18 protein-coding genes are annotated in these 22,505 nt (G+C 72.3%); 10 read left to right on the plus strand and 8 right to left on the minus strand.

The window, feature by feature from the left end; all coding sequences use genetic code 11:
* Positions 1 to 2,845 (plus strand): hypothetical protein (locus tag P1V51_14375; protein ID MDF1564231.1); only part of this gene is annotated, 2,845 nt, incomplete at its 5' end.
* A gap of 133 nt (positions 2,846 to 2,978) precedes the next feature.
* Here the strand turns inward: P1V51_14375 and P1V51_14380 are convergent.
* From P1V51_14380 to P1V51_14395, 4 genes are all read right to left on the minus strand, one after another.
* Complete coding sequence (locus P1V51_14380; protein MDF1564232.1) at positions 2,979 to 3,827, minus strand: rhomboid family intramembrane serine protease; 849 nt, start codon at positions 3,825 to 3,827, stop codon at positions 2,979 to 2,981.
* A gap of 10 nt (positions 3,828 to 3,837) precedes the next feature.
* The gene (locus tag P1V51_14385; protein MDF1564233.1) at positions 3,838 to 4,035 is read right to left on the minus strand and encodes a hypothetical protein; all 198 of its coding nucleotides are present in this window, start codon (positions 4,033 to 4,035) and stop codon (positions 3,838 to 3,840) included.
* A gap of 118 nt (positions 4,036 to 4,153) precedes the next feature.
* A complete protein-coding gene (locus P1V51_14390) occupies positions 4,154 to 5,440 on the minus strand; it encodes a LeuA family protein (GenBank protein MDF1564234.1) in 1,287 nt (428 codons plus the stop codon).
* A gap of 2 nt (positions 5,441 to 5,442) precedes the next feature.
* The gene (locus P1V51_14395) at positions 5,443 to 6,639 is read right to left on the minus strand and encodes an acetyl-CoA C-acetyltransferase (protein MDF1564235.1); all 1,197 of its coding nucleotides are present in this window, start codon (positions 6,637 to 6,639) and stop codon (positions 5,443 to 5,445) included.
* A gap of 229 nt (positions 6,640 to 6,868) precedes the next feature.
* Here P1V51_14395 and fni point away from each other — a divergent pair, with 229 nt between their 5' ends.
* Genes fni through P1V51_14420 form a run of 5 tightly spaced genes read left to right on the plus strand, consistent with a single transcriptional unit; the run spans position 6,869 to position 12,228 of the window.
* Positions 6,869 to 7,981 (plus strand): type 2 isopentenyl-diphosphate Delta-isomerase, encoded by a 1,113-nt coding sequence (gene fni, locus P1V51_14400; GenBank protein MDF1564236.1) that lies wholly within the window; start codon positions 6,869 to 6,871, stop codon positions 7,979 to 7,981.
* On the plus strand, positions 7,978 to 8,916 hold the full coding sequence (mvk, locus tag P1V51_14405) for a mevalonate kinase (protein MDF1564237.1): 939 nt from the start codon (positions 7,978 to 7,980) through the stop codon (positions 8,914 to 8,916). The genes fni and mvk overlap by 4 nt, the downstream gene beginning before the upstream one ends.
* Complete coding sequence (gene mvaD, locus P1V51_14410; GenBank protein ID MDF1564238.1) at positions 8,913 to 9,974, plus strand: diphosphomevalonate decarboxylase; 1,062 nt, start codon at positions 8,913 to 8,915, stop codon at positions 9,972 to 9,974. The genes mvk and mvaD overlap by 4 nt, the downstream gene beginning before the upstream one ends.
* Complete coding sequence (locus P1V51_14415; GenBank protein ID MDF1564239.1) at positions 9,971 to 10,921, plus strand: hypothetical protein; 951 nt, start codon at positions 9,971 to 9,973, stop codon at positions 10,919 to 10,921. The genes mvaD and P1V51_14415 overlap by 4 nt, the downstream gene beginning before the upstream one ends.
* A complete protein-coding gene (locus tag P1V51_14420; GenBank protein MDF1564240.1) occupies positions 10,918 to 12,228 on the plus strand; it encodes a hydroxymethylglutaryl-CoA reductase, degradative in 1,311 nt (436 codons plus the stop codon). The genes P1V51_14415 and P1V51_14420 overlap by 4 nt, the downstream gene beginning before the upstream one ends.
* Positions 12,229 to 12,243: 15 nt before the next feature.
* On the opposite strand, the gene tatC is transcribed toward P1V51_14420, so the two are convergent.
* Both tatC and P1V51_14430 read right to left on the minus strand, forming a co-directional pair.
* Entirely contained in the window at positions 12,244 to 13,035 is a 792-nt protein-coding gene (gene tatC, locus P1V51_14425; protein MDF1564241.1) for a twin-arginine translocase subunit TatC, read from the minus strand.
* The gene (locus P1V51_14430) at positions 13,032 to 13,394 is read right to left on the minus strand and encodes a twin-arginine translocase TatA/TatE family subunit (GenBank protein MDF1564242.1); all 363 of its coding nucleotides are present in this window, start codon (positions 13,392 to 13,394) and stop codon (positions 13,032 to 13,034) included. Before P1V51_14430 ends, tatC begins: the two co-directional genes overlap by 4 nt.
* Before the next feature lie 75 nt (positions 13,395 to 13,469).
* Between P1V51_14430 and aat the strand changes: the two genes are divergently transcribed.
* The 4 genes from aat (at position 13,470) to P1V51_14450 (ending at position 21,123) form a co-directional block, all read left to right on the plus strand.
* The gene (gene aat, locus P1V51_14435) at positions 13,470 to 14,144 is read left to right on the plus strand and encodes a leucyl/phenylalanyl-tRNA--protein transferase (protein MDF1564243.1); all 675 of its coding nucleotides are present in this window, start codon (positions 13,470 to 13,472) and stop codon (positions 14,142 to 14,144) included.
* Positions 14,145 to 14,344: 200 nt separating this feature from the next.
* Entirely contained in the window at positions 14,345 to 17,530 is a 3,186-nt protein-coding gene (locus P1V51_14440) for a carboxypeptidase regulatory-like domain-containing protein (protein MDF1564244.1), read from the plus strand.
* Between the two features lie 105 nt (positions 17,531 to 17,635).
* Complete coding sequence (locus P1V51_14445; GenBank protein ID MDF1564245.1) at positions 17,636 to 19,420, plus strand: radical SAM protein; 1,785 nt, start codon at positions 17,636 to 17,638, stop codon at positions 19,418 to 19,420.
* A 41-nt stretch (positions 19,421 to 19,461) separates the two neighbouring features.
* Positions 19,462 to 21,123 (plus strand): radical SAM protein, encoded by a 1,662-nt coding sequence (locus P1V51_14450; GenBank protein ID MDF1564246.1) that lies wholly within the window; start codon positions 19,462 to 19,464, stop codon positions 21,121 to 21,123.
* A gap of 43 nt (positions 21,124 to 21,166) precedes the next feature.
* Here the strand turns inward: P1V51_14450 and P1V51_14455 are convergent, their stop codons facing one another.
* On the minus strand, positions 21,167 to 22,027 hold the full coding sequence (locus P1V51_14455; protein ID MDF1564247.1) for a hypothetical protein: 861 nt from the start codon (positions 22,025 to 22,027) through the stop codon (positions 21,167 to 21,169).
* Entirely contained in the window at positions 22,024 to 22,500 is a 477-nt protein-coding gene (locus tag P1V51_14460) for a hypothetical protein (protein MDF1564248.1), read from the minus strand. Before P1V51_14460 ends, P1V51_14455 begins: the two co-directional genes overlap by 4 nt.
* Positions 22,501 to 22,505: the final 5 nt, after the last annotated feature.

Raw genomic sequence — 22,505 nt, forward strand, 5'->3', positions numbered from 1 at the left:
GGAGCCGGTGCCGGAGCTCGCGTCCTTCGAGGCGCCGGAGCCCGAGCCGGTCCCGCCCGAGCCCGAGCCCGCCGTGCAGGTCGATCCCTCCCTCTTCGAGGCCCCCGCCGAGCCCGCTCCGGAGCTCGCAGTCCTCCCTGAGCCGGAGCCGGTGCCGGAGTTCGCGTCCTTCGAGGCGGCGGAGCCGGCCCCCGCCGAGCCCGAGCCTGCCGTGCAGGTCGATCCCTCCCTCTTCGAGGCCCCCGCCGAGCCCGAGCCCGCGGTGCAGGTCGACCCCTCTCTCTTCGGTGACGCCTTCGATGCCGAACCCGAGCCACCGAGCGCGGCGCCCGACCACTCTCTCTTCGGCGACAGCTTCGAGCCCGAGCCAGCGCTCCCCGACCTCCAGCCCGACGCCTCGCTCTTCGGCGACACCCTCGAGCCGGAGCCGGAGCCGGAGCCGGCGAGCATCCAGGTGGACCCCTCGCTCTTCGAGGCCCCCCTCGCCACCGAGCCCGAGGCCCCGTTCGAGCCGGAGGCGCCCGCGCCCGGCCCGTCCGAGTCCCTCGAGATCCCCGAGACCAGCGGCACCATCGAGGTGACCCACTCCGCCGGAGAGTTCCTCGGCACCACCGAGGCCACCGCCGGCAGCGAGCTCGGCGAGGCCCTGGAGGTCACCCGCTCGGCCGCCGACTTCATCGATCAGGCGGCCGAGATGAGCGCGCCGGCCGAGGCTCCTCCCGCCGACCCCGAGCTGGCCGCCGCGGCCGCCGAGCTCGACCTCGCGACCGCCCCTCCCGGCCCGGTGGACCTGCCCCCCGCCGAGGGAGGCGTCTTCGAGGCCATGGGCGCGACCCTCGCCGAGCTCGCCTCGGTGGATGCTCCCGGGGCCCCGCCGCCGGCCGCCGAGGGTGAGGCCGACGAGAGCCTGGACCTGCCGCCCCCGCTCGAGCCCATCGAGCTCGACACCGAGCTGCCCGACGGCCCGATGGAGATCTCGGCCAGCGCGGCCGACTTCCTCGAGATGTCGGCGGCGGTCAACACGATCCCGGAGCCCGAGCCCGAGGTCAGCGCCGAGAGCGGCGAGCTGGTGGACGATCTGCTCCTCGAGGACGAGGCCGCGCCGCCGCCGCCGGTGGTGCCCGAGCCCATCGAGTTCGACACCGAGCTCCCCGACGGGCCGATGGAGCTCTCGGACAGCGCGGCCGACTTCCTGGAGATGTCCGCGGCGGTCAACGCCCTCCCCGAGCAAGAGCCGGAGCCCTCCGCCGAGGAGCTCTCGCTCGAGGGAGAGGCCGAGCTTCCGGCGGCGCCGGCGCCCGAGCCCATCGAGCTCGACGCCGAGCTCCCCGTGGGGCCGATGGAGCTCTCGAACAGCCCCGCGGACTTCCTGGAGATGTCGGCGGCGGTCAACGCCATGCCCGAGCCGGAGCCGGAGCCCACCACCGCGGAGCTCCCGCCGCCGCCTCCCGCGCCCGAGGACTCCTTCGACTTCGACCTCGACTCGCTCGACGACGCGCCCGCGCCTCCCCCCGCCGCCGCGCCGCCACCGCCGCCGCCTCCCGCGCCCGAGGACTCCTTCGACTTCGACCTCGACTCGCTCGACGACGCGCCCGCGCCTCCCCCCGCCGCCGCGCCGCCGCCGCCACCGGCCTCCGTCCAGGCCGCGGCCACCCCCCTCGATCAGCTCACCGCGCCGCTGGCCCCGCTGGAGGAGGAGGCGGAGATCGAGATCGAGGAGACCCTCGACGAGTCGGCGATGGACGTCGACTTCGACGACGAGCTCGAGACCGCCGACCCGCTAGAGGCCACCGCGGGCGGCCGGCCGCTGACCGCGGAGGAGCTCCAGCTCCTGCACGGCACGCCTCCGGAGGCCGCGGGCCCGCCGGCGCCCCCGCCGGCGCCCCCCCGCGACGTCTTCGGCCCTCACACTCCCGAGATGGAGCTGGGAGACTGGGAGGGCGTCCCCCTGGGCATGGCCGGGCTCCCTCCCCCGGAGGTCCTCGACGCCGAGACCATCGTGGTGGACGAGCAGACCACGGCCCCCCAGGCCTCGACGGGCCTCGACCCCTCGGCCCTGCCTCCCCTGACTGCAGCGCCGGCCGACGTGATGGATCCGATGCTGCTCGCGGCGTCTCTCGGCGGCGGCCCGGCGGTCGCGCCGCCTCCGCCGGCGCCACCTCCCCCGCCACCGGTGGCCCCCGCGCCGGCCGTCGATCCCCTCGACGAGCTCCTCGGTGGAGGAGCACCGGCCGCGGCACCGCAGGCACCGCTGCCGCCCCCGGCGGCGTTCTCCCCGCCCGAGCCCGCCGCGCCCCGCGCGCCGCGCCGGCCGCCTGCCCCGCCGCCCCCGGCCGCGACCGCGCCGGCGCCGATCCAGCCTCCGGGCTTCGAGTCCCGCGCCCACACCCCGGTGCCCAGCGTCGCCCCCATCATCCGGGGCGTCCTCATCGAGGAGCCCGCCACCGGCGGCGAGGGCTTCCCCACCGGCCTGCCGACCTTCATCGAGGGCCGGACCCGGGTCGTGCTCCACACCCTGCAGGGGGAGGCCCGCCGGGGCTTCATCGAGAACCTCGACCTCGAGGGCTCCCACCTGAACCTGCTGCCGATGGCCGGTGGGGCTCCCCAGCAGATCCCCGTCGCCCACGTCCGGGCCCTCTTCTTCCTCCTCGACGCCGGCCAGCAACCCTCGCGCCTCGCCGGGGATCGGGTGCGCGTCCGCTTCGCCGACGGCCGGGAGGTGATCGGCCGCGCGGACCTCCAGGAGGGCGCCCCGGGCTTCTACCTCGTGCCGGACGACGCCATCCGCAAGCGCATCTCGCGGATCTACGTCTACCAGCACGCCGCCCAGGTCCACCCGGCCTAGGCGCGCCAGCACCTCGCTGCGCTCCGGATTCGGAGCGACCCGGAGGCGGCGGCTAGCCGGCGCAAGGTCGCGCAGCGGTGGCGAGCTGGCGTGATCTGGGGGGTCCGGGGGGAGCGGTGCTCCCCCCGCTCGATCAGTTCAGCCACTCCCCGTCGGCGTTCTTGCCGGCGCGCGGGCCCGGGCCGGCATCGCCCTCGTCATCGTCTTCGTCGGGATCCGGCGCGACGCTCAGGTGAGAGGCCTCCTCCACCCGCTTCTTGCGGGCATCGCGCTCCCGGCGGATCTGCCGCTCGATGCTCCACTTGCGCACCAGCAGGGTCAGCTTGCGCGGGCGCCAGGTGCCGCTGACGATCACGGCCCCCAGGAGCATCCCGAAGAGGTCCGGGACGAAGGGCACGAAGGTACCGGCGAAGATGATCGCCAGCACGATCCAGGCCACGGTGATCACCACCAGGTGGATGCCCTTCACCGGCAGGACGAACATCAGGAGGATCTGCCGGTCCCGGAAGGTCAGGCCCCAGGCGATGATCATCCCCTCGAGCACCGGTGAGGGTCCGACGAAGGTGAAGGCGGCCAGCGCCGGCCAGAAGGGGGCCAGCGCGGTGGTCAGCAGGGCGGGGCCCGCCGAGAGCAGCAGGAAGAAGAGGAGGAAACGCCGCGAGCCCCACCAGTCCTCGAGGGTGCCGGCGAACCAGCCGTAGACGAGCACGGCGAAGACGAGCACCAGCGGCCCGGAGAGGACGAAGAAGGGGTAGGTGACGAGCTGCCAGATCGCCGGCACGCCCGGCAGGATCTCGCCGGCCCCCCAGAGGGCCGCCGGCTGGAAGACCAGGGCCAGGGGGATGCGCGAGCCCAGCCACGACACGGAGAGCGCCCCGACGATGGAGAGCACCGCCGTGGCGATCATGATCCGCAGCACCCAGGGCGTCAGGTGCATGCCCAGCGGCCCCTGCCGCCCCCCACCCTGGCCCATGGGGTTCATGGAAGCCGCCCTACCGGTAGAAGAGCGTGATGGTCAGGCAGTGGAACTCGCGGTCCGAGGACTGGGTCACCACCGTGTCCACCACCTCCAGGTCCGGGTTCTCCGCCAGCCAGTCGGTGATCTGCTCGCCCATCGTGTTGCGATCGCGCGCGAGCGTGGTCGAGAAGACCTTCACTCCCCGATAGCTCTGCTTCTTTCCATCCGCCATGTTCCAACCTCCCGTGGCGGTGCCCGGCCCGAGCACCGCGCAAAGCGTTTCGGGAGTGTAGGTCCGGCTCCGGTGGCGAGCCACTCCGGGCTGCGGTGGCCAAGAAAGCCCTCCTCTTTCAGCTGTGCTTCCGGACGATGGCCATGACCTCGTCCTCGGTGAGCACCCGGCTGCCCGACTTGGCCTTGTCGAAGATCGTCTTCACGAGCGCCTCGTCGGTGGACAGCCGGCGCTTCTCCAGCCAGTAGCGCACGTTCGAGAGGCCGGAGTAGTGGCCGATCTCGATCTCCTGCTCCTTGCCGAACTCGGTGGCCGGGACCGCCGAGTAGATCCGGTCGGCCAGCCAGGCGTCGCCCTTCGCCTCCGCCTTGATGATCGCCGCGGCGTGCACGCCGGTGGCGGTCCGGAAGGCGTCGGTGCCCGCCAGCGGATAGTTGTAGGGGATCGGCACGGCGCAGGCCCGGGAGACCGCCTGGCAGTAGAGCAGGAGGTTCGTCAGGTCGTTGTCGATGGCGCCGAGGAGCTTGAAGTTGAGCAGCACCTGATCGATGGCCGCGTTGCCCACGCGCTCGCCCACCCCCAGGCCGGTCCCGTGGACCCGGTCGGCCCCGAACTCCGCCGCGAAGATGGCGTTCACCACCCCCAGGCCTCGATCGTTGTGGCCGTGCCAGTCGATGCGGACCTTCTCACCCATGCCGCGGATCAGGTCCTTGGTCCAGTGGATGAGCCGCCGCACTCCGTCGGGCGTGGCGTGACCCACGGTGTCCGAGAGGCACAGCGCGTGGGCCCCGTGGCCGATGGCCGTACGGAAGAGCTTGTCGAGGGTCGAGGGCTGGGAGCGGGTGGTGTCCTCGGTCACATAGGTGATCGGCAGCCCCTCCTTCACCGCGAAGTCGATCGAGTCGGCGGTGTTCTTGAGGATGCGATCGAGATCCCAGTCCTCGGCGAGCTGCCGGATGGGGCTGGAGCCGATGAAGGCGTAGACCTCGATGGGGATGCCGACCCGCTGGGAGATCGCGGCGATGGGCTCGATGTCCGACACCACGGTCCGGGCCGCGGCGGCCGGACGGATCGAGAGCTTGGCGCTGACGATCTCCTGGCAGACCGCCTCGCAGTCGTCCTGCGCCCGCTTGCCCGCGGCGGGGAGGGCCACGTCGGCGACGTGGATCCCCAGGCTGTCCATCAGGTGGATCAGCTCGAGCTTGGCCTCGATCGTCGGGTCGACCACGCTGGGCGACTGGATGCCGTCCCGCAGCGTCTCGTCGAAGAACTCCACCGGGTGGGTGGTCAGCGGGTTCGCCGACACGTCCAGCATGTTCCAGTCGTAGACGATCTCCTGCTCGCCGTTGCCGTTGCCCTCGGACGAGCGGGCCATGCCCCAGGTCGGTCCGTGGCCGCCACTCATGGCTAGAGGACCTCCAGGGCGATCGCCATGCCCTGGCCGCCGCCGATGCAGGCCGAGCCGATGCCGTACTTCAGGCCGCGGGCCTTCAGGGCGTAGATCAGGTGGGTGGTGATCCGGGTGCCGGAGGCGGCGAGGGGGTGGCCCAGCGCGATGGCGCCGCCATCGACGTTGGTCTTGTCGCGGGTGAGCCCCAGCTCCTTCTCGACCGCCAGGTACTGCGGCGCGAAGGCCTCGTTCACCTCGATGAGGTCCCAGCTGTCGAGGGTGGTCTTGGTCTTCTCCAGGATCTGGGTGATGGCCGGCGCGGGGCCGATGCCCATGATGCGCGGCTCGACGCCCGCCACGCCCCAGGCGAGGATCCGGGCCAGGGGCTTCTTGCCGTGCTTCGCGGCCCACTCGGCGTCGGCGACGACCATGGCGGCCCCGCCGTCACAGATCCCGCTGGCCGCGCCCGCGTGGATCACGCCGTCCTTCTTGAAGACCTTGGGCAGCTTCTGGAAGCCCTCGAGGGTGGTCTGGGGGCGCGGGTGCTCGTCGACCTCGAAGGAGACCACCTCCTTGCGCTTCTTGATCTCGACCGGCGTGATCTCGTCCTTGAAGTAGCCCTTCTCCTGCGCGGCGGCCCAGGCGGTCTGGGAGCGCAGGGAGTAGGTGTCGACCTCCTCCTGGGAGAGCTCGTACTCCTCGGCCAGGTTCTCGGCGGTGAGGGCCATCGGGGTGTTGCAGTAGGTGTCGTTCAGGGACTCCCAGAGCGAGTCCTCGAGCTTGCTCTGGCCCAGGGGGATGCCCCAGCGGGCGCCCCGCACCACGTGGGGCGCCTGGCTCATCGACTCGGTGCCGCCGGCGAGGACGACCTGGGCGTCGCCGGTGAGGATCTCCTTGGCGGCGCTGACCAGGGACTGGAAGCCGGAGCCGCAGAGGCGGTTCACGATGTAGGCGGGCACCTCGATGGGCAGGCCGACCTTCAGGCCGATGTGGCGGGCCAGGTAGATGGCGTCGGCGGAGGTCTGGACGACGTTGCCGAAGATGACGTGATCGACGTCGTCGGGGGAGACCTCGGCCTGCTCCAGGGCCGCCTTGGAGGCGATGACCCCGAGGTCGGTCGCCGAGTACTTCATCAGCGCCCCTCCGAAGGCACCGAAGGCGGTGCGCTTGCCCGAGAGGAAGACGATGTCACGAGGGAGGGTGGAGTCGATCATTGCGGTCTCCAAAGGAGAGGGGGTGCTGGGGCTGTCCGGGGCCTCGACGAGGCTCCCCGAGCCGCCGCGTCCACGCGCCGACGCGGCCGCTTCTTCGGCGGATGAGCCGAGGCAACATAGAAGCCGCCCGGGAAGGGTGTCAACGTGCCCCACCGACGATCGGAGCCGCGAAATCCGGGCCTCCAGCGTGGGTCGCCACCCCTCGCCAGGGGCGCTATTAGGGGCGGTGATGCCGACCAAGAAGTCAGCCCCGAGGGTCACCCCGCCTCCACCGCCGCCCGAGGCCCTCACCGCCTCGCCCAGCCGGGACCGCAAGGACGCTCACCTGGCGATCGCGGCCGGGGGCGAGGCCGCCTTCCAGCAGACGACCACCCTCCTCGAGGAGGTCGGGCTGGTCCACCAGGCCCTCCCCGAGCGGGCGCTGGACGAGATCTCCCTGCGCACCCCCCTCCTGGGCAAGACCCTCGAGGCGCCGCTGCTGATCGGCGCGATGACCGGCGGCACGCCCGAGGCCGGGGAGATCAACCGGGCGCTGGCCGAGGTGGCGGCCGAGACCGGCGTGGGCCTCTGCCTGGGCAGCCAGCGCCCGATGCTGGACGATCCCGCCCTGGCCTCGACCTACCAGGTGAGGGAGGTGGCGCCGGAGATCCTCCTGCTGGCGAACCTCGGCGCGATGCAGGCGGCCGAGCTCCCCCCCGAGCGGGTGGAGGAGCTGATCGCCGGGGTCGGCGCGGACGCCATCATGATCCACCTCAACCCGGCCCAGGAGCTGATGCAGCCCGAGGGGGACCGCGACTTCCGCGGGGCCCTCGCGGGCATCCAGCGCCTGGCCCACTCCCTCCCGGTGCCCGTGGTGGTCAAGGAGACCGGCTGCGGGCTCTCGGCCGAGACAGGCGAGGCCCTGCTGCGGGCCGGCGTGACGCTGGTCGAGGTCGCGGGCGCCGGCGGGACGAGCTGGCCCCGGGTCGAGGCCGCCCGGGCCCCCGGCCGCGCCGGTCTCCTCTCCAGCCTCGGCGAGTGGGGCATCCCCACGGCCGCCTCGCTCGTCCTGCAGCCCGAGGGGCTCGCCTGCATCGCCGGCGGCGGGCTGCGCGACGCCCTCGATCTCGCGCGGGCCCTGGCCCTCGGCGCGGTGGCCGGCAGCTTCGCCCAGCCCGCGCTGCGACACCTGCGCGAGGGCGGCCCGGCCGCCCTCTCCCGGTGGATCGCAGAGATGAAGGAGGCCCTCGCCGGCCTCTGCCTCCTCACCGGCTGCGGCCAGGTCCAGGATCTGGCCCGGGCTCCGCGGATCCTCGGACCCCGGCTCCATGCGTGGCAGCAGCTTCGCGCCCGGCCTCGATGAGCGGCGTCGGCCACGGCAAGGCGATCCTCCTGGGCGAGCACGCGGTGGTGGAGGGCGCCCCCGCCCTCGTCTCCGCCCTCCCCGAGGGTGTGATCGTCGAGGCCGGCCCCGGCGCCCCCCGACTGGAGATCGAGGTGCCCGGCTGGTCGATGCACGTCCGCAACGGAGATCCCGGCCTGCCCGGCGAGGCCCTCGCCGCCCTCTGCGCGGCCCTCGTCGAGGACGGGCTGCCCCCGGAGGCGCTGGAGGTGAAGCTCTCGGTCGAGGCCCGCATCCCCGATCGCGCCGGGGTCGGCTCCTCCGCGGCGCTCGCCGTGGGGCTGGCCCGGGCCCTGGCCGAGCGGGCCGAGTACGCCCCCCTCCTCGAGGAGGGAGCCGACGCGCGGCTGGAGGCGATCGTCGCGGCGAGCGAGGCCGTCTTCCACGGCCGAGCCTCGGGGGTGGACGCGGCGGTGGCCGTGCACGGCGGTGTCGGGCTCTTCCAGCCGGGGCGGGGCTTCTCGCCCCTCACCCCCGGCGTCCCGGCCTCCCTGGTCGTCGCCCACACCGGACCCAAGCCTCCCACGCGGGAGGCCGTCGAGCACGTGCGCCAGCGCTGCCGCGCGAGCGCCGAGGCGCGCCGGGCCCTGCAGCGGCTGGGCGACCTGGCCGAGGCCGGCGAGGAGCTGCTGCGCGCGGGCGACCTGCGAGCGCTGGGTGAGGCGATGGACGAGGCGCAGCACCACCTCGCCTTCTTCGATCTCTCCACCCCCGATCTCGACGCCGCCGTCGCCGCGGCCCGGGCGGCCGGCGCGCTGGGAGCCAAGCTCACCGGCGCCGGCGGGGGGGGATGCATCGTGGCGCTGTGCCCGGTAGGAGAGGAGCGCCCGGTGGCCGAGAGCCTGGAGCGGCGCTGCCCCTGGGTGGGTTCTTTCCCCTGTGAGGAGAAGAGATGAACGTTCGTGATGCGCAGCGACCGGCGGCCGTGACCGCGCGGGCCTGCTCCAACGTCGCGCTGGTGAAGTACTGGGGCAAGGTCGATCAGGCCCACCGCGTCCCCGCCACCGGCTCGCTCTCGGTCACCCTCGGCGGCCTCACCACCGAGACCACCGTCGCCTTCTCCCAGAAGAAGGGCGACGACCTGGTGGTGCTCGACGGCCGCAGCTCGGAGGGCCGGGAGGGCGCGCGGGTCGCCGCCTTCCTCGATCGGATCCGCAGCCTCGCCCTCGAGCAGGGCGTCGAGCTGGGCGCGGCCTCGGTGCGGACCGCGAACTTCTTCCCCACCGCCGCCGGCCTGGCCTCCTCGGCCTCGGGCTTCGCCGCCCTCGCCGGGGCGGCGCTGGAGGCGGCCGGCCTCGAGGCCTCCCACGAGGAGCTGGCCAACCTCGCGCGCCTCGGCTCGGCCAGCGCGGCCCGGAGCATCCACGGCGGCTTCGTCGAGCTGGTGCCCTTCGAGGGGGGAGGCGGCGCCTGGGACGCCCGGGTGGCGCAGGTCGCCGGGCCCAAGCACTGGGATCTGCGGGTGCTGGTGACGGTGGTGGACGCCGGCTACAAGCCCCTGGGCTCGACCCCCGCGATGGCCCGCACCGAGGCGACCTCTCCCTACTACGACGGGTGGCTCGCCACCTGGGGCGCCGACCTCAAGGAGTGCCGGCAGGCCATCGAGTCCCGGGACCTCGAGCGCCTCGCCTCGGTCTGCGAGCACTCCGCCCTCAAGCTGCACGCCCTCACCATGACCTCTCGCCCGCCGGTGCTCTTCCTGCGCGGCCCCTCCCTCGAGCTGATGCACGAGGTCTGGGCGCTGCGGCACAGCGGGACCCTCTGCGCCTTCACCGCCGACGCCGGACCCAACGTGAAGGTGATCTGCGAGCCCGACGACGAGGCGACGGTGCAGGCCGCCCTGCTCTCGGTGCGCGGCGTGCAGTCGGTCCGCTCCTCGCCGGTGGGGGGCCCCATCGAGATCGTCCACCACGAGGTCGACCCCTCCGCGGTGTGGGAGCGGCCCGAGGGATGAGCACGCCCGCGTGGCCGCCGGTGCGCGCCCCGGGCAAGGTCTTCCTGGCCGGGGAATACGGCGTGCTCGTCGGCGGTCCTGCTCTCGTGATGGCCGTGCGCCGCTTCGCCCGGCTGGCGGGCACCCACGACCGGCCGGCGACGCCCTTCGAGCGCGAGGGGCTCGCGCGGCTCGAAGCCGCGGGGGTGACCCTGCCCGGGGGTCTGCCGACGGTGGAGGCCGCCGAGCTGCGCGACGCGGGCGGGGTCAAGCTGGGCCTGGGCAGCAGCGCCGCCTGGAGCGCCGCGGTCACCCTCTCGGCCCTCCTCGCCGGCCGGAGGCCGGAGGCCGCCTCGCCCGAGGCGTGCTGGCCGCTGGCCCACGCCGTCCACGGCGGAGGCTCGGGCGCCGACGTGGCCTCCTGCCTGGCGGGGGGGGTGATCCGCTTCGAGCGCCGCCCCGGCGAGGCGCACGCCACGATCGAGCGGCGCGACCTCCCCGGGGCCAGCCTCCCGCTGGTGATCCACGGGGGCCGGGCGGTCTCCACCGCGCGCACCCTCTCCGCCCTCCGTGGGGAGGAGCACCAGCGCCTGCTCGAGGAGGCCGCCCGGGTGGGCGCCGCCCTCTGCGAGGCGCTCCTGGCCGGTGATCCCGCCGGGATCCGGGAGGGCGTGAGGGAGAGCGCGGCGCGCATCGAGGCCCTCGGCGGGGCCGCCGGGCTGGGCGAGGACACCGGCAGCGAGGTGGTGGCCGCCGTGGACCGGGCCCTCCGGCCCTTCGGCGGGGCCGCCAAGCCCTCGGGGGCGAGCGGCGCGGAGCTGGTCCTGGCTTATGTTCCTGGGGTAGAAAGCGACGACCGTGACGCAGTGAGCCGAAGACTCTCCGAACAGGGCCTGCAGGTGTTGGACCTGCCGGTCGCCCCGGACGGCGCCGCACCTCTCGAACCAACGACGATCACCGACCCGTGAAGACGAAGCGCACCGCCCGCCTCCCTGGCTTCTATCGGCTCTCGCTCGACGAGCGCCTCTCGCGCCTGGTCGAGACCGGCTGGCTGACCGAGGAGGAGGCGCTGGCCGTCGGAGGCCCGGGCGCCGCGGGGGGCTTCGATCGGCAGATCGCCGACGGGATGAGCGAGAACGTCATCGGCGTGCACGGCCTCCCCCTGGGGATCTGCCTGAACCTGCGCATCGATGGCGTCGACCGCGTCGCGCCGATGGCGGTCGAGGAGCCCTCGGTGGTGGCGGCCGCCTCCAACGCGGCCCGGCTGGTCCGGGAGGGCGGCGGCTTCGAGGTGGAGACCACCGAGGCCGTGATGGCGGCCCAGGTCCAGATCATCCACGTCCGGGAGCCCACGGCGGCGACCCACCGCATCGCCGCCGAGGCGCCGGCCCTCCTCGAGGCCGCCAACGCGCTGATGCCGCGCATGGTCGCCCGGGGCGGAGGGGCCCGCGGCCTGGAGACCCGGATCCTCCAGGGACCCGAGGGCCGCCCCTCGGACACGGTCTGCGTCCACCTCCTGGTGGACTGCCTGGACGCCATGGGCGCCAACCTCCTCAACACGGTCGCCGAGGGGCTGGCCCCGCGCCTCGCCGCGCTCGCCGGGGGCGAGCCGGGCCTGCGCATCCTCTCGAACTACGCCGACCGCCGCCTGGTGCGGGTCAGCTGCCGGATCCCTCCCGAGGCCCTCCGGAGCGAGGCGTGGCCCGACGGCGGCCTGGTCCGCGACCGGATCGTGAGCGCCTCCCGCTTCGCCGAGATGGACCCCTACCGGGCGGTCACCCACAACAAGGGTCTGATGAACGGCATCGACGCCGTGCTCCTGGCCACCGGTCAGGACTGGCGGCAGGCCGAGGCCGCGGCCCACGCCTACGCCGCCCGTCAGGGCAGCTACGGCCCCCTCGCCGTGTGGCGCGCGGGCCGGGACGGCTTCCTCGAGGGCCTGGCCGAGCTCCCCCTGGCGGTCGGCACCGTCGGCGGCGCGCTGCGCGCCCACCCCGGCGTCCGGCTGGGGCACCGCCTCGCCCGGGTGAGCGACGCCCGCGACCTGGCCGGGCTCGCCGCCAGCGTCGGCCTCGCCAGCAACCTGGCGGCCCTCAAGGCCCTCGCCACCGAGGGCATCCAGCGCGGCCACATGGGCCTGCACGCCCGCACCGTGGCGATCGAGGTCGGCGCGACCGGCGACGAGATCCTCCAGGTCGCCGCGCGGCTGCAGGACGAGATGTGCTTCGAGCTCGAGCGCGCCCGGGCGATCCTCGCCGAGGTGCGCGGCGAGTAGGGGCGCCCCCCGGGCCTACTCGGCCCCCGCCTCTTCTTCGGCCTTCTTCGCGCCCCGGCCCAGGAACCAGGCCAGCACGATCCCCACCTCGTAGAAGACGTACATGGGGATCGCCATCAGGGCGAGGTTGAAGGGATCGCCGGTGGGGGTGATCACGGCGGCCAGGAAGCAGACCGCCACCGCCGCGTGGCGCCGGTAGCGGGAGAGCATCGCGGCGTCGACCAGCCCGATCATCGCCAGGAAGGCGATGATGAGGGGGATCTCGAAGACCACCCCGAAGGCGAGCTCCAGCATCAGCACCAGCGAGAGCTGCTCCTTCAGGGAGAGCATCGGCCGGGTCCAGTCCGCGGCGCCGCCGAAGTTGATGAGGAAGTCGAGGGCGTTGGGCAGCACGATCAGGTAGCAGAAGACCGCGCCCGCCAGGAACATGAGCGTGCCGAAGACCACGAAGGGCCAGACCAGGCGCCGCTCGTTCTTGTAGAGGCCGGGCGCGATGAAGCGCCAGAGCTGGAAGAGGAAGTTGGGCGCGCCGAGGAAGAGCCCGGCGTAGACCGCCACCCTCAGGTAGACGAAGAACTTCTCGAGGGCCGAGGTGTAGATGAGCTCCTGCTGCCCCTCGGGCAGGGCCTCGAGGACCGGCACCATCAGCAGGTGGAAGAGCTCCTCGGCGAAGCCGAAGGCCAGGGCCGTCCCGACGACCAGCCCGAGGATGGTGAAGATCAGCCGCCGCCGCAGCTCCTCGAGGTGCTCGGTGAAGGTCAGGCCCTCCTGGGCCTCCTCCTCCGCCGGGGCCGAGGGGGGGCTCACGCCTCCTCCTCCGCCTTCTTCTCCTCACCGCCGGCCTCGTCCGGGGCCTCGTCGGCCCCCGTGGCTCCGGCGTCCGCTGCCTTCTCGCCCTTCTCGCTCTTCTCGCTCTTCTCGCTCTCGCCCCAGGCGGCGTCGACCAGGGCGCCGGGATCGCGCAGGTTCTTCAGCGCGCGCAGCTCCGGACCGGCCGTCTGCTCCACCTCGGCCTCCCAGGTCTCGCGCAGATCCTGACCCGCGCGGCGCACCTCCTTGAGCCCGCGGCCCACCGACCTCGCGATCTGGGGCAGCTGCTTGGGTCCCAGGAGGATCAGGGCCACGATCAGGACGATCACGATCTCGGAGAACTGCAGGCCGAACACGACCTCTACTTACTCCCCCGGCCCCGCCCGCGCCATACTTGACCCCCGCCTTCCCGACGAGGGCCACCCTCCCCCATGCCCGTCTTCCGCCTGCCCCCCGAGCCCGTCTTCCCCCCGGCCGACCTGGCCGATCCCTCGGGCCTCCTCGCCGTGGGGGGCGACCTCTCCCTCGAGCGGCTGGTGGCGGCCTACGCGGCCGGCATCTTCCCCTGGTACTCGGAGGGAGAGCCGATCCTCTGGCACAGCCCCGATCCTCGCTTCGTGCTGGAGCTGGACGACCTGCGAGTCAGCCGCAGCCTGCGAAAGTCCCGCCGCCGCCACGAGGTCACCTTCGACACGGCCTTCCGCCAGGTGATCGACGCCTGCGCCTCGGTGCCGCGGCCCGGGCAGGGCGGGACCTGGATCACCCGCGAGATGAGGGAGGCCTACATCGGCCTACACGATCACGGGCTGGCCCACTCGGTGGAGGCCTGGCGCGAGGGCGAGCTGGTCGGGGGGATCTATGGTGTCTCCCTCGGGGCCGCCTTCTTCGGCGAGTCGATGTTCCACCGGCGGCGCGACGCCTCGAAGGTCGCGCTCTGGGCGCTGGTCGAGCGCCTGCGCGAGTGGTCCTTCGAGCTGCTGGATTGTCAGGTCTACACCCCCCATCTGGCCTCCCTCGGGGCCTGCGAGTGGCCGCGGGCCCGCTTCCTCGAGGTGCTCGAGGGGGCGCTCTCGCGACCCACGCGCGGGGGCCGCTGGTCGGGTTGAAAAGGCGTCCCCGGACCGAAACGGCCATTTACTTTGGACACCCGATCCGTCACAATTCTAGTCCGTGAACCTCTGGGCGTAGTGCTCGTGGACTTCGGCAAAAACGGGGCCGAGGCGAGCCGATTCAGGGGGCGCTCTCCACAGCAGTAGACAAAACAGGGAGGTCCATTGTGATGTGTCGCCACTCTACTCAGGCACTCGTGCGCCGTTGCCTCGGGATCCTGGCCTTTGGGCTCTGCCTCACGGCAAGCCCGATCTTCGCCCAGACCATCTCCGGTAGCGTCCAGGACGAGACCGGGACCGGTCTCACGGGCATCGAGATCAACCTCTGGCAGACCAACGCCAAGGGGGCCTGGATCGACGTCGGCACCGTGACCTCTGGCGCCGCCGGCGCCTACACCTTCAACGGCCTCTCCAACGGCGTCTACAAGGTGTCCGCCCGGGTGCCCAGCACCATCGGTGACACCGACACCCGCGCCCGGCGGATGGACAAGTGGTACGACGTGGCCGCGCCGACCAACAACGGCTTCACGCTGTCGACGGCGGACGAGATCACCCTCACGCCGGCCTCTCCGAGCCGCTCCAGCGTCGTCATCCCGATGGCCAAGGGCTGGGGCTTCGAGAGCGACATCGCCTTCGGCACCACCACCCTGGCCAACAAGTGGCTGCGGGCGGAGCTGCGCGGCGACTTCGAGCAGCACAACGAGACGGTCTCGCGGAACAACGTGGGGGCGTTCGACACCGGCTGGCGCGGTGACTTCCACTTCCGCGGCCTCCAGCCGACCACGGCGAGCTTCGCCGCCGAGCACCGGGTCATCACCTACGATCCGGCAGGCATCTACGAGCCGACCCTGGTCGTGACCCCGACCCTCGGCGGCTCCGCGAACTCCATCCTCGCCATCCCCCAGGTGTCGGTGGCGCAGTTCTCCGCCGTCCCCGACCCGAACGAGCCCAACCAGGACCTCACCCTCGGCCAGTACACCGCGGTGAACGAGGCGACCATCCGGGCCGGCAACGCCTGGACCAGCACCGGCGCCCTGATCATCCCGGGCGACGTCGACTGGTACTGCTGGTCGGCCCTGCCGGGCGAGCGCTACGTGATCACGACCTCGACGGCGCAGTGGCTCGACCCGACCTCCGGCGCGTGCTGCACCGATCAGCTGGATGGCGAGCTGCGCTACAGCCCCTGGCTCGACCCGATGATCCGGCTCTTCCGCAACGGCACCACGGTCGTGACCGAGGACGACGACTCCGCGGCGGCCGGCCCCCTCGACGCCATGATCGATACCGGTGAGATCGGCAGCAGCGCCGACTACTGCATCATCGTCTCCACCTACGGCGACAGCACCTTCTCGGGCACGGGCCAGGGCACCTACGGGCGCTACGAGCTCGAGGTCGTGATGGGCAACCGCCGCCCCACGAGCAGCATCACCGACTCGATCGGCAACACCGTGAACGACGGCGACGGCCGCGCGGTCAACGAGGGTGGCACCTTCACCCTCAACATCCAGACCACCGATCCCGACGGTGACACCCCGACCGTCGACGTGACCATCGTCGATGGCTCCGGCACCGACATGGGTGGCAGCTACAACCCCGCCAACGGCGCCTGGGTCTGGGTCGCCGGCCAGGGCGACGCCGGCTCCTACACGATCACCATCTCGGTGTGTGACGCCGAGGTCTGCACGACCACCGTCGTGAACCTCACCGTCAACGCGGTGAACATCATCCCCAGCACCCCGGTGCAGGTCGATCCGGCCGACGGCGCGATGGTCGCCACCGCGACCCCGACCCTGACCGTGGACAACGCGATCGATCCCGACCCGGACACGATCACCTACGACTTCCAGCTCTACTACTACACCAATCCGGGCCCGACCCCGACGGTGACCCCCGATCAGGAGATCTCCGGCGTCACCGAGGGCGGCGGCGGGCAGACCAGCTGGGTCCCCGCGGGCATCCCCGAGAACACCCTCGTCTTCTGGCGGGTCCGGGCCTGGGACGGCTACGACGCCAACAGCTACTCGCCCTGGTCGGGCTACTTCGACTTCTTCGTGAACGTCGTCAACGACCCGCCGGTCGCGCCGGTGCTCACCAAGCCCGCCGAGGGCGAGATCGTCGTCACCCGGTCCCCGACCATCGAGGTGAACAACACCACCGATCCCGAGGGTGATGCCATCGACATCTACTTCGAGGTCGCCACCGACGACACCTTCGCGACCATCGTCCAGACCTCGCCGGCCGTGGCCCAGTCCGCCGTGGGCACCTTCACCGCCTGGGTGGACCCGGCCGTGCTCCTCGACTGGGGCACCTCCTACGCCGCGCGGGCCTACGCGATGGACTCCAACGGTGCCCAGAGCGCCTACAGCAACACCAACCACTTCCGGTTGACCGACAACCAGCCTCCCTCGGCCGTCAGCCTCGAGTCGCCCTTCTCGGCGGCCGCCTGCGCCGACCTGGTGGTCGCGGTGACCCCGACCAGCATCACGGTGAGCAACTCGGTCGATCCCGAGGCCGAGGCCGTCACCCTCGATCTCGAGATCTACGACTTCGCCGCCACCCCGGGCGTCGATACCCCCGTGATCTCCGTGGTCGACTACCCGCAGGACGCCGCGGGCTCCGGCACGGTCATCCCGATCGACAGCACCCAGCTCGCCGAGGACTCCCACTATCGCGTCCGGGCGCGGGCCTCCGACGGCCTCGCGGACACCGCCTGGGCCGAGTGCGACATGTGGATCAACACCTCGAACAGCGCGCCGAGCGCCATCTCGATCCTGAGCCCGAGCTCCGGGACCTCCTTCCCGAGCGACACCCAGTCGGTCACCGTCACCGTGCAGAACGCCAGCGACGCCGAGGGCGGGATGCCGGGCAGCAGCCTCTCCATCGTGCTCTGCGCCAGCGCCGACTCCGCCTTCGGTGACTGCGACAACTCCCCGACGAACTGGCAGGCCGAGCCCTCGATCGCCGATCCGGCCCAGACCACCGACATCTTGGTGACCCAGCTGGCCGACGGCACCCTCCTCGGTCCGGACATGACCGTCTACGTCCAGGCCTGCGCCCTCGACGATCAGGACGAGTGCGGCCCCACCGACTCGACCGACTTCATCATCGAGGCGGGCATCGTCGACCTCTGCGCCAACGTGCAGTGCACCGCGCCGCAGACCTGTGACCCGGCGACCGGCAACTGCGTCAGCGGCGGCACCGACGGCGGCACCACCGACGGCGGCGGCACCGCCGACGGCGGCGGCACCGCCGACGGCGGCGGCGGCGGCGGTGAGGGCACCGGCTGCTGCGGTGGCGACACCGCTCACGGCGGCCGCTCCGGCCTCGCCCTGGCGGCCATCTTCGGCCTGCTGGCCCTCTGGACCACGCGGCGCCGTAGCTAGTCGCTAGCTTCGAATAGCGCATCGAGCGCCGTGCTCACCGCGAGGTGGGCACGGCGTTCGTGTTTTTGGGGGAAAAAAAGCGCCGGAGGGCCTATAGATCACCGGGTGTCCCGGGCGCTCATCAAGGTCGGCTACGGCTGCAACGACCACTGCACCTTCTGCCACAGCCTCGAGGATCGCGGCCGGAACGACGACGGACGGCGGGTCGCAGCGAAGATCGACCGGGCCGCGGACCTGGGCCACTCCATGGCGGTCCTCTCCGGGGGTGAGCCCACCATCCGCCCGGAGCTGATGGCCTGGGCCCGCCACACCCGGAGGCGCGGCCTGGGCTTCGGGCTGGTCACCAACGGCCGGATGCTCGCCTACGGCGAGAAGGTCGAGGCCCTCCTGGCCGAGGGCCTGGGCTACGTCTACCTCTCCCTCCACGGGGGGAGCGCCGCGATCCACGACGCCTGCGTCCGGGCCGAGGCCTTCGAGCAGAGCTACGGGGCCGCCCGGAACCTCGCCGGCCGGGGCCTGGACTTCACCGTCAACTGCGTCGTCTGCAAGACCAACCTCGAGCACCTCGACGCCCTGGTCGACCTGCTCGCCCCCCTCGAGGGCGTCCGCCTCACCTTCTCCATGACCGAGGCCAAGGGCGGCGCCGATCAGCTCTTCGACTCGGTGGTCCCCCGGGTGAGCGAGGTGGCCGCTGCGGTGGCCGCGGTCATCGCCAGGGGCCGGCAGGTCGCGCCAGGCCTGCCCCTCCTCCACGGGGGGATCCCCTTCTGTCTCCTCCCGGGGCTCGAGGATCGGCACAGCGACCTGCGCAGCCACGGCTTCGCCTCGATGTCCGAGGTCTGGGAGGACGACTTCTTCCCGGTGGACAACCGCAACACCGTCCAGCCGGCGCCCTGCCAGGGCTGCCGGCACCGGGGCGCCTGCCCGGGCCTCTACACCGCCTACCACCAGCGCCACGGAGACGGGGAGCTGCGGCCCGAGGAGGGGCCTCGCTCCAACGCCTTCCACTACGTGCCCCAGCGCGCCCTCGCCTGGCCTGAGGGGGCCCCCTGCCCGGTGCTGGAGGACGGCCCCTCCCCCTACGACCGGGGCCGGCACCTCCTGCTGCTGCGGGGGGAGTCGCTCATCGCCCACCACACCCGCACCCGGGACTTCGCGGACCTCGAGCTCGAGGCGATCAAGGACGCCCTGGGGCAGGTCTACCTCGATCGCTCGACGAAGGACGCCCCCGACGACTTCGCGGCGGACCTCCAGGCCCTGGAGGAGCTGCCCGTCTGCGCCACCTGCCCGGTCACCGCGCGCTGCACCCACGCCTTCCGCGCCATCGACGAGCCGGTCTTCGAGCGGGACGACGCGCGCCTGCGGGAGCGCCTGGGGTCACTGGAGGGCGAGATCCTCGACATCGGCTGCGGCGACGCCCGCTACGGCGAGGTCTTCGCGAGCGGGGCCGCGGCCGGGCGCCTGCGCTACTGGGGGATCGATCCGGACGCCGCCCGGCTGGAGGAGCTCGCCCGCCGCTGGCCCTGGGCCACCCTCGAGGCGACCTCGGCCGAGGCCCTGGAGCTCGCCGAGGCCTCCCTCGATCACGTCCTGGTCCTGCGCGCCTTCAACCACCTGCGGGAACCCCGGGAGGTGCTCGCCCGCGCCGCCCGGGCCCTCAAGCCCGAGGGCTCCCTGCTGCTGGTCGACAACGTCGCCTTCGGGTTGGTACGCACCCACGAGCAGGCCGAGCGCGGCGAGCGCGGCGAGGCCGTCTTCGAGCACTATCGCAACGCGGACGATCGAGAGGCCCTCGCCCTCGCCGAGGGGCTCCCCCTCCAGCTCGTCCACCAGGAGTCCATCTCGCCCGGAACCAGCAACCAGTGGGTGCTGCACTTCCGGCGCACCTGAGAGGCGCCGGAGCGCGAGACGAGGAGAGGAAGAGGGACACGATGCAGGAAAGTGACGCCATCCTCCCGGGAGGGGGGAGCGAGGCCGACAAGATCGCCGAGAAGGAGTCCGCCGCCCACGAGAAGCGCCAGTGGGTCCGGCTGACCAGCTACTGCAACAACCGCTGCACCTTCTGCCTCGACTCGGCTGCGCACAACGGGACCTTCGTCTCCCGCCGGGAGGTGAGAAGGCAGATCATGGACGGCCGCTCTCAGGGGGCCACCCGCCTGATCCTCTCCGGCGGCGAGCCGACCATCCACCCGAACTTCGTCGAGTTCGTGAAGCTCGGGCGGCAGCTCGGCTACACCAAGGTCCAGACCGTCACCAACGGGCGGCTCTTCTCCTATCCCAAGTTCCTCGCGGCCTGCCTGGACGCCGGCCTCTCCGAGATCACCTTCTCGGTCCACGGGCACACCGCCAAGGTCCACGACGCCCTCGTCGGGGTGCAGGGCGCCTACGAGGAGGAGCTCGAGGGTCTGGTGGCCGCCCTATCCGACGGCCGCCCGATCGTGAACGTGGACGTCTGCCTCAACCGGGGCAACATCAAGGGGCTCCCCACCCTCCTCGACGAGATGATGGAGAAGGGCGTGCGGGAGTTCGACCTCCTGCACATCATCCCCTTCGGCCGGGCCTTCGATGAGGGCAAGACCGGCCTCTTCTACGACATCGACGAGGCCATGCCCTCCATCCAGTACGCCCTGGAGCTCTCCAAGCGCCCGGACGTCCACATCTGGTTCAACCGCTTCCCGCCGCCCTATCTCGAGGGCCACGAGGAGCTGATCCAGGATCCCTACAAGCTCGGCGACGAGGTGCGGGGTCGCCGGGAGGAGTACGACCGCTGGATCGACCAGGGTATCCCGATCTCCTGCCGGGCGCCGGAGCGCTGCTCCCGCTGCTACCTCGTGCAGCTCTGCGGCAGCCTGGAGGCCCACCTCGCCTCGCGGCAGGCCGACGACTTCGAGGTGCTGCAGGTGCAGGTGGCCGCCGACGGCGCCTTCTCTCCCCCGGGGGAGAGTAAGGCCGCCGAGCTCTGGATCCGCGCCGCGGATCTCGGCAGCGCCCGGAAGGCCGCCCGGGGCCTGCCGGGGGAGCGCCTGACCCTGGAGCTCGAGAGCTTCGCGGGACTGGCCGAGGCCCTGGCACCCGACGGAACGCTGGATGGGAGGCCCCTGCGGGCGGCCTACGTGGCCTCCGCCGGGGAGCTGGACGCGCTCCTGGCCCTGCCGGGCGAGTTCGAGGTGGGCGCGATCCTGGGCGCCGAGCTGGCTGCCCACCTGATGGAGCGCTGGCCGGAGCCCCCCGCCCGCCTGGTGCTGGCCGCCCGGGGCCGGGAGCGCCTGACGACCGAGAAGGAGCAGGGCGCCGACCTGAAGGCCTTCTTCGAGGCCTACGCGCCCGACACGAAGGTGCCGGTTGAGGGGGTGCCCGCCTGCCTGGTCGGCGACCCCGAGCGGATCCGGCCCCGGCGCCGGACCCTGACCACCGCCAGCCTCGACGGCGCGGGCCGGACCGACATCTTCGCCTTCACCGGCCAGTACATCCTCGACGACTACCTCACCAAGAGCCACCGCTGCTCGGAGTGTCGTCTGAACGACGAATGCCCCGGTGCGCACATCAACTACGTGCGCGCCCGGGGCTATTCGCAGCTACAGCCCTTGAAGTGAGGCGCGAGGGGGCACCCGCGAGGGCCCCCCTCGGCAACAGGCCTCAATCCACGCGGATGTAGTAGTTGACGACGACCGTCTTCGGCCGGGTCTCCGCCTGACCGAAGTCGCCGGTGGCGGCGTTCTGCACCTTCTGCGGCGAGGAGGTGTTCTGCACGGCCGGATCGACCGTGCCACCCACCGGGCCGGCGTAGGACGCGACCGAGTGCGAGTGGGTGCGGAGCTGATCCGACTGGTAGCCGCCGAGCGCGGTGTTCTCCTGGTAGATGTCCACGGCCGAGTTGATCACGTCGGGCCGCGCCGGCGCGCCCTTGTGACCCCGGAGGAAGACACCCCGGAGGTCCGGGACGTTGGTGCTGCCGGTGAGGGCCGCGTAGCGGGTGCCCGCCGCGCTCTGGCCGTCGGCCAGCATCCAGCCGCCGCCGTGGACCGTGTTGAAGTCGGTCTCGTCCAGCACGCTGGCCACGATGTCGCCGATGCCGAGGCCGCCGCTGTTGGTCCGCAGGGAGTAGACGCCCGCGGAGACCTTCTGGAAGCCCAGGTCCGAGATCGACGTGCCGAGGTCGCCGCCGCGGCCGGCCACCCGGATCCACACCGGCTGAACGGCCGTCGCCAGGCGGGTACGGCAGGTCGGATCCGTCACCTCGAAGGTGAACTTGCCGGCCACCACGTCCACCGACTGCGAGGTGTTCGACCCGCAGATGTTGGAGGGGTTGGTGTCGGAGGTGACGAACTCGACCACGAGGTCGTAGGTGCCGTCGTCGAGCGGAGCTCCGTTGACCCAGATCTCACCCTGGTAGATCAGGGGGATACCGTCGGGCATCTGGGCGGAGACGGGGCCGGCGGTCAGCGCCGCCAGCAGGGTGGCCGTGAGAAGAAGGCCATGGCGCATGTCGAACTTCATTGGGTGATCCCTCCACAAACCTGAATTCCACTGCCGGCCACGGGAGCGCAGCCCGCTCCGATCCGGCTTTCCATGATTCGCTTTTCCCTGATGCCCAGGGGCGCAGTCCGCTTCATGCCACCGAGGTGGCCCATGAGGCGGATGCAGAGACACTCGCCGCCCAGGGGATCGTCACCCCCCGCACGGCAGCGCACCGACTCCGAGTCCGCACAGCCGCAGGTGCCGTGCAGGGCGGTCATGTCGGTCTGGCCCGGGTCACAGGGAGTCAAGGTCACGCCGCCGTCGGTGCCGTCGGGCACGCAGTTCCCCGTGGCGGGCTCGCATGTCTCGCCCGGGTTGCAGGTGACGTTCTCGCAGGGGTCGGTGCCGCCGTCGATCACCCCCGCGACGCAGATCCCGGCCTCACAGTGCTGATCGGCCGGGCAGGCGTCGTTGGCCCCGCAGGGGCGGCCGGAGGGCTTCTCCGAGATCATCAGAG

The sequence above is a fragment of the Deltaproteobacteria bacterium genome (assembly GCA_029210625.1).
GTDB lineage: Bacteria > Myxococcota > Myxococcia > SLRQ01 > SLRQ01 > JARGFU01.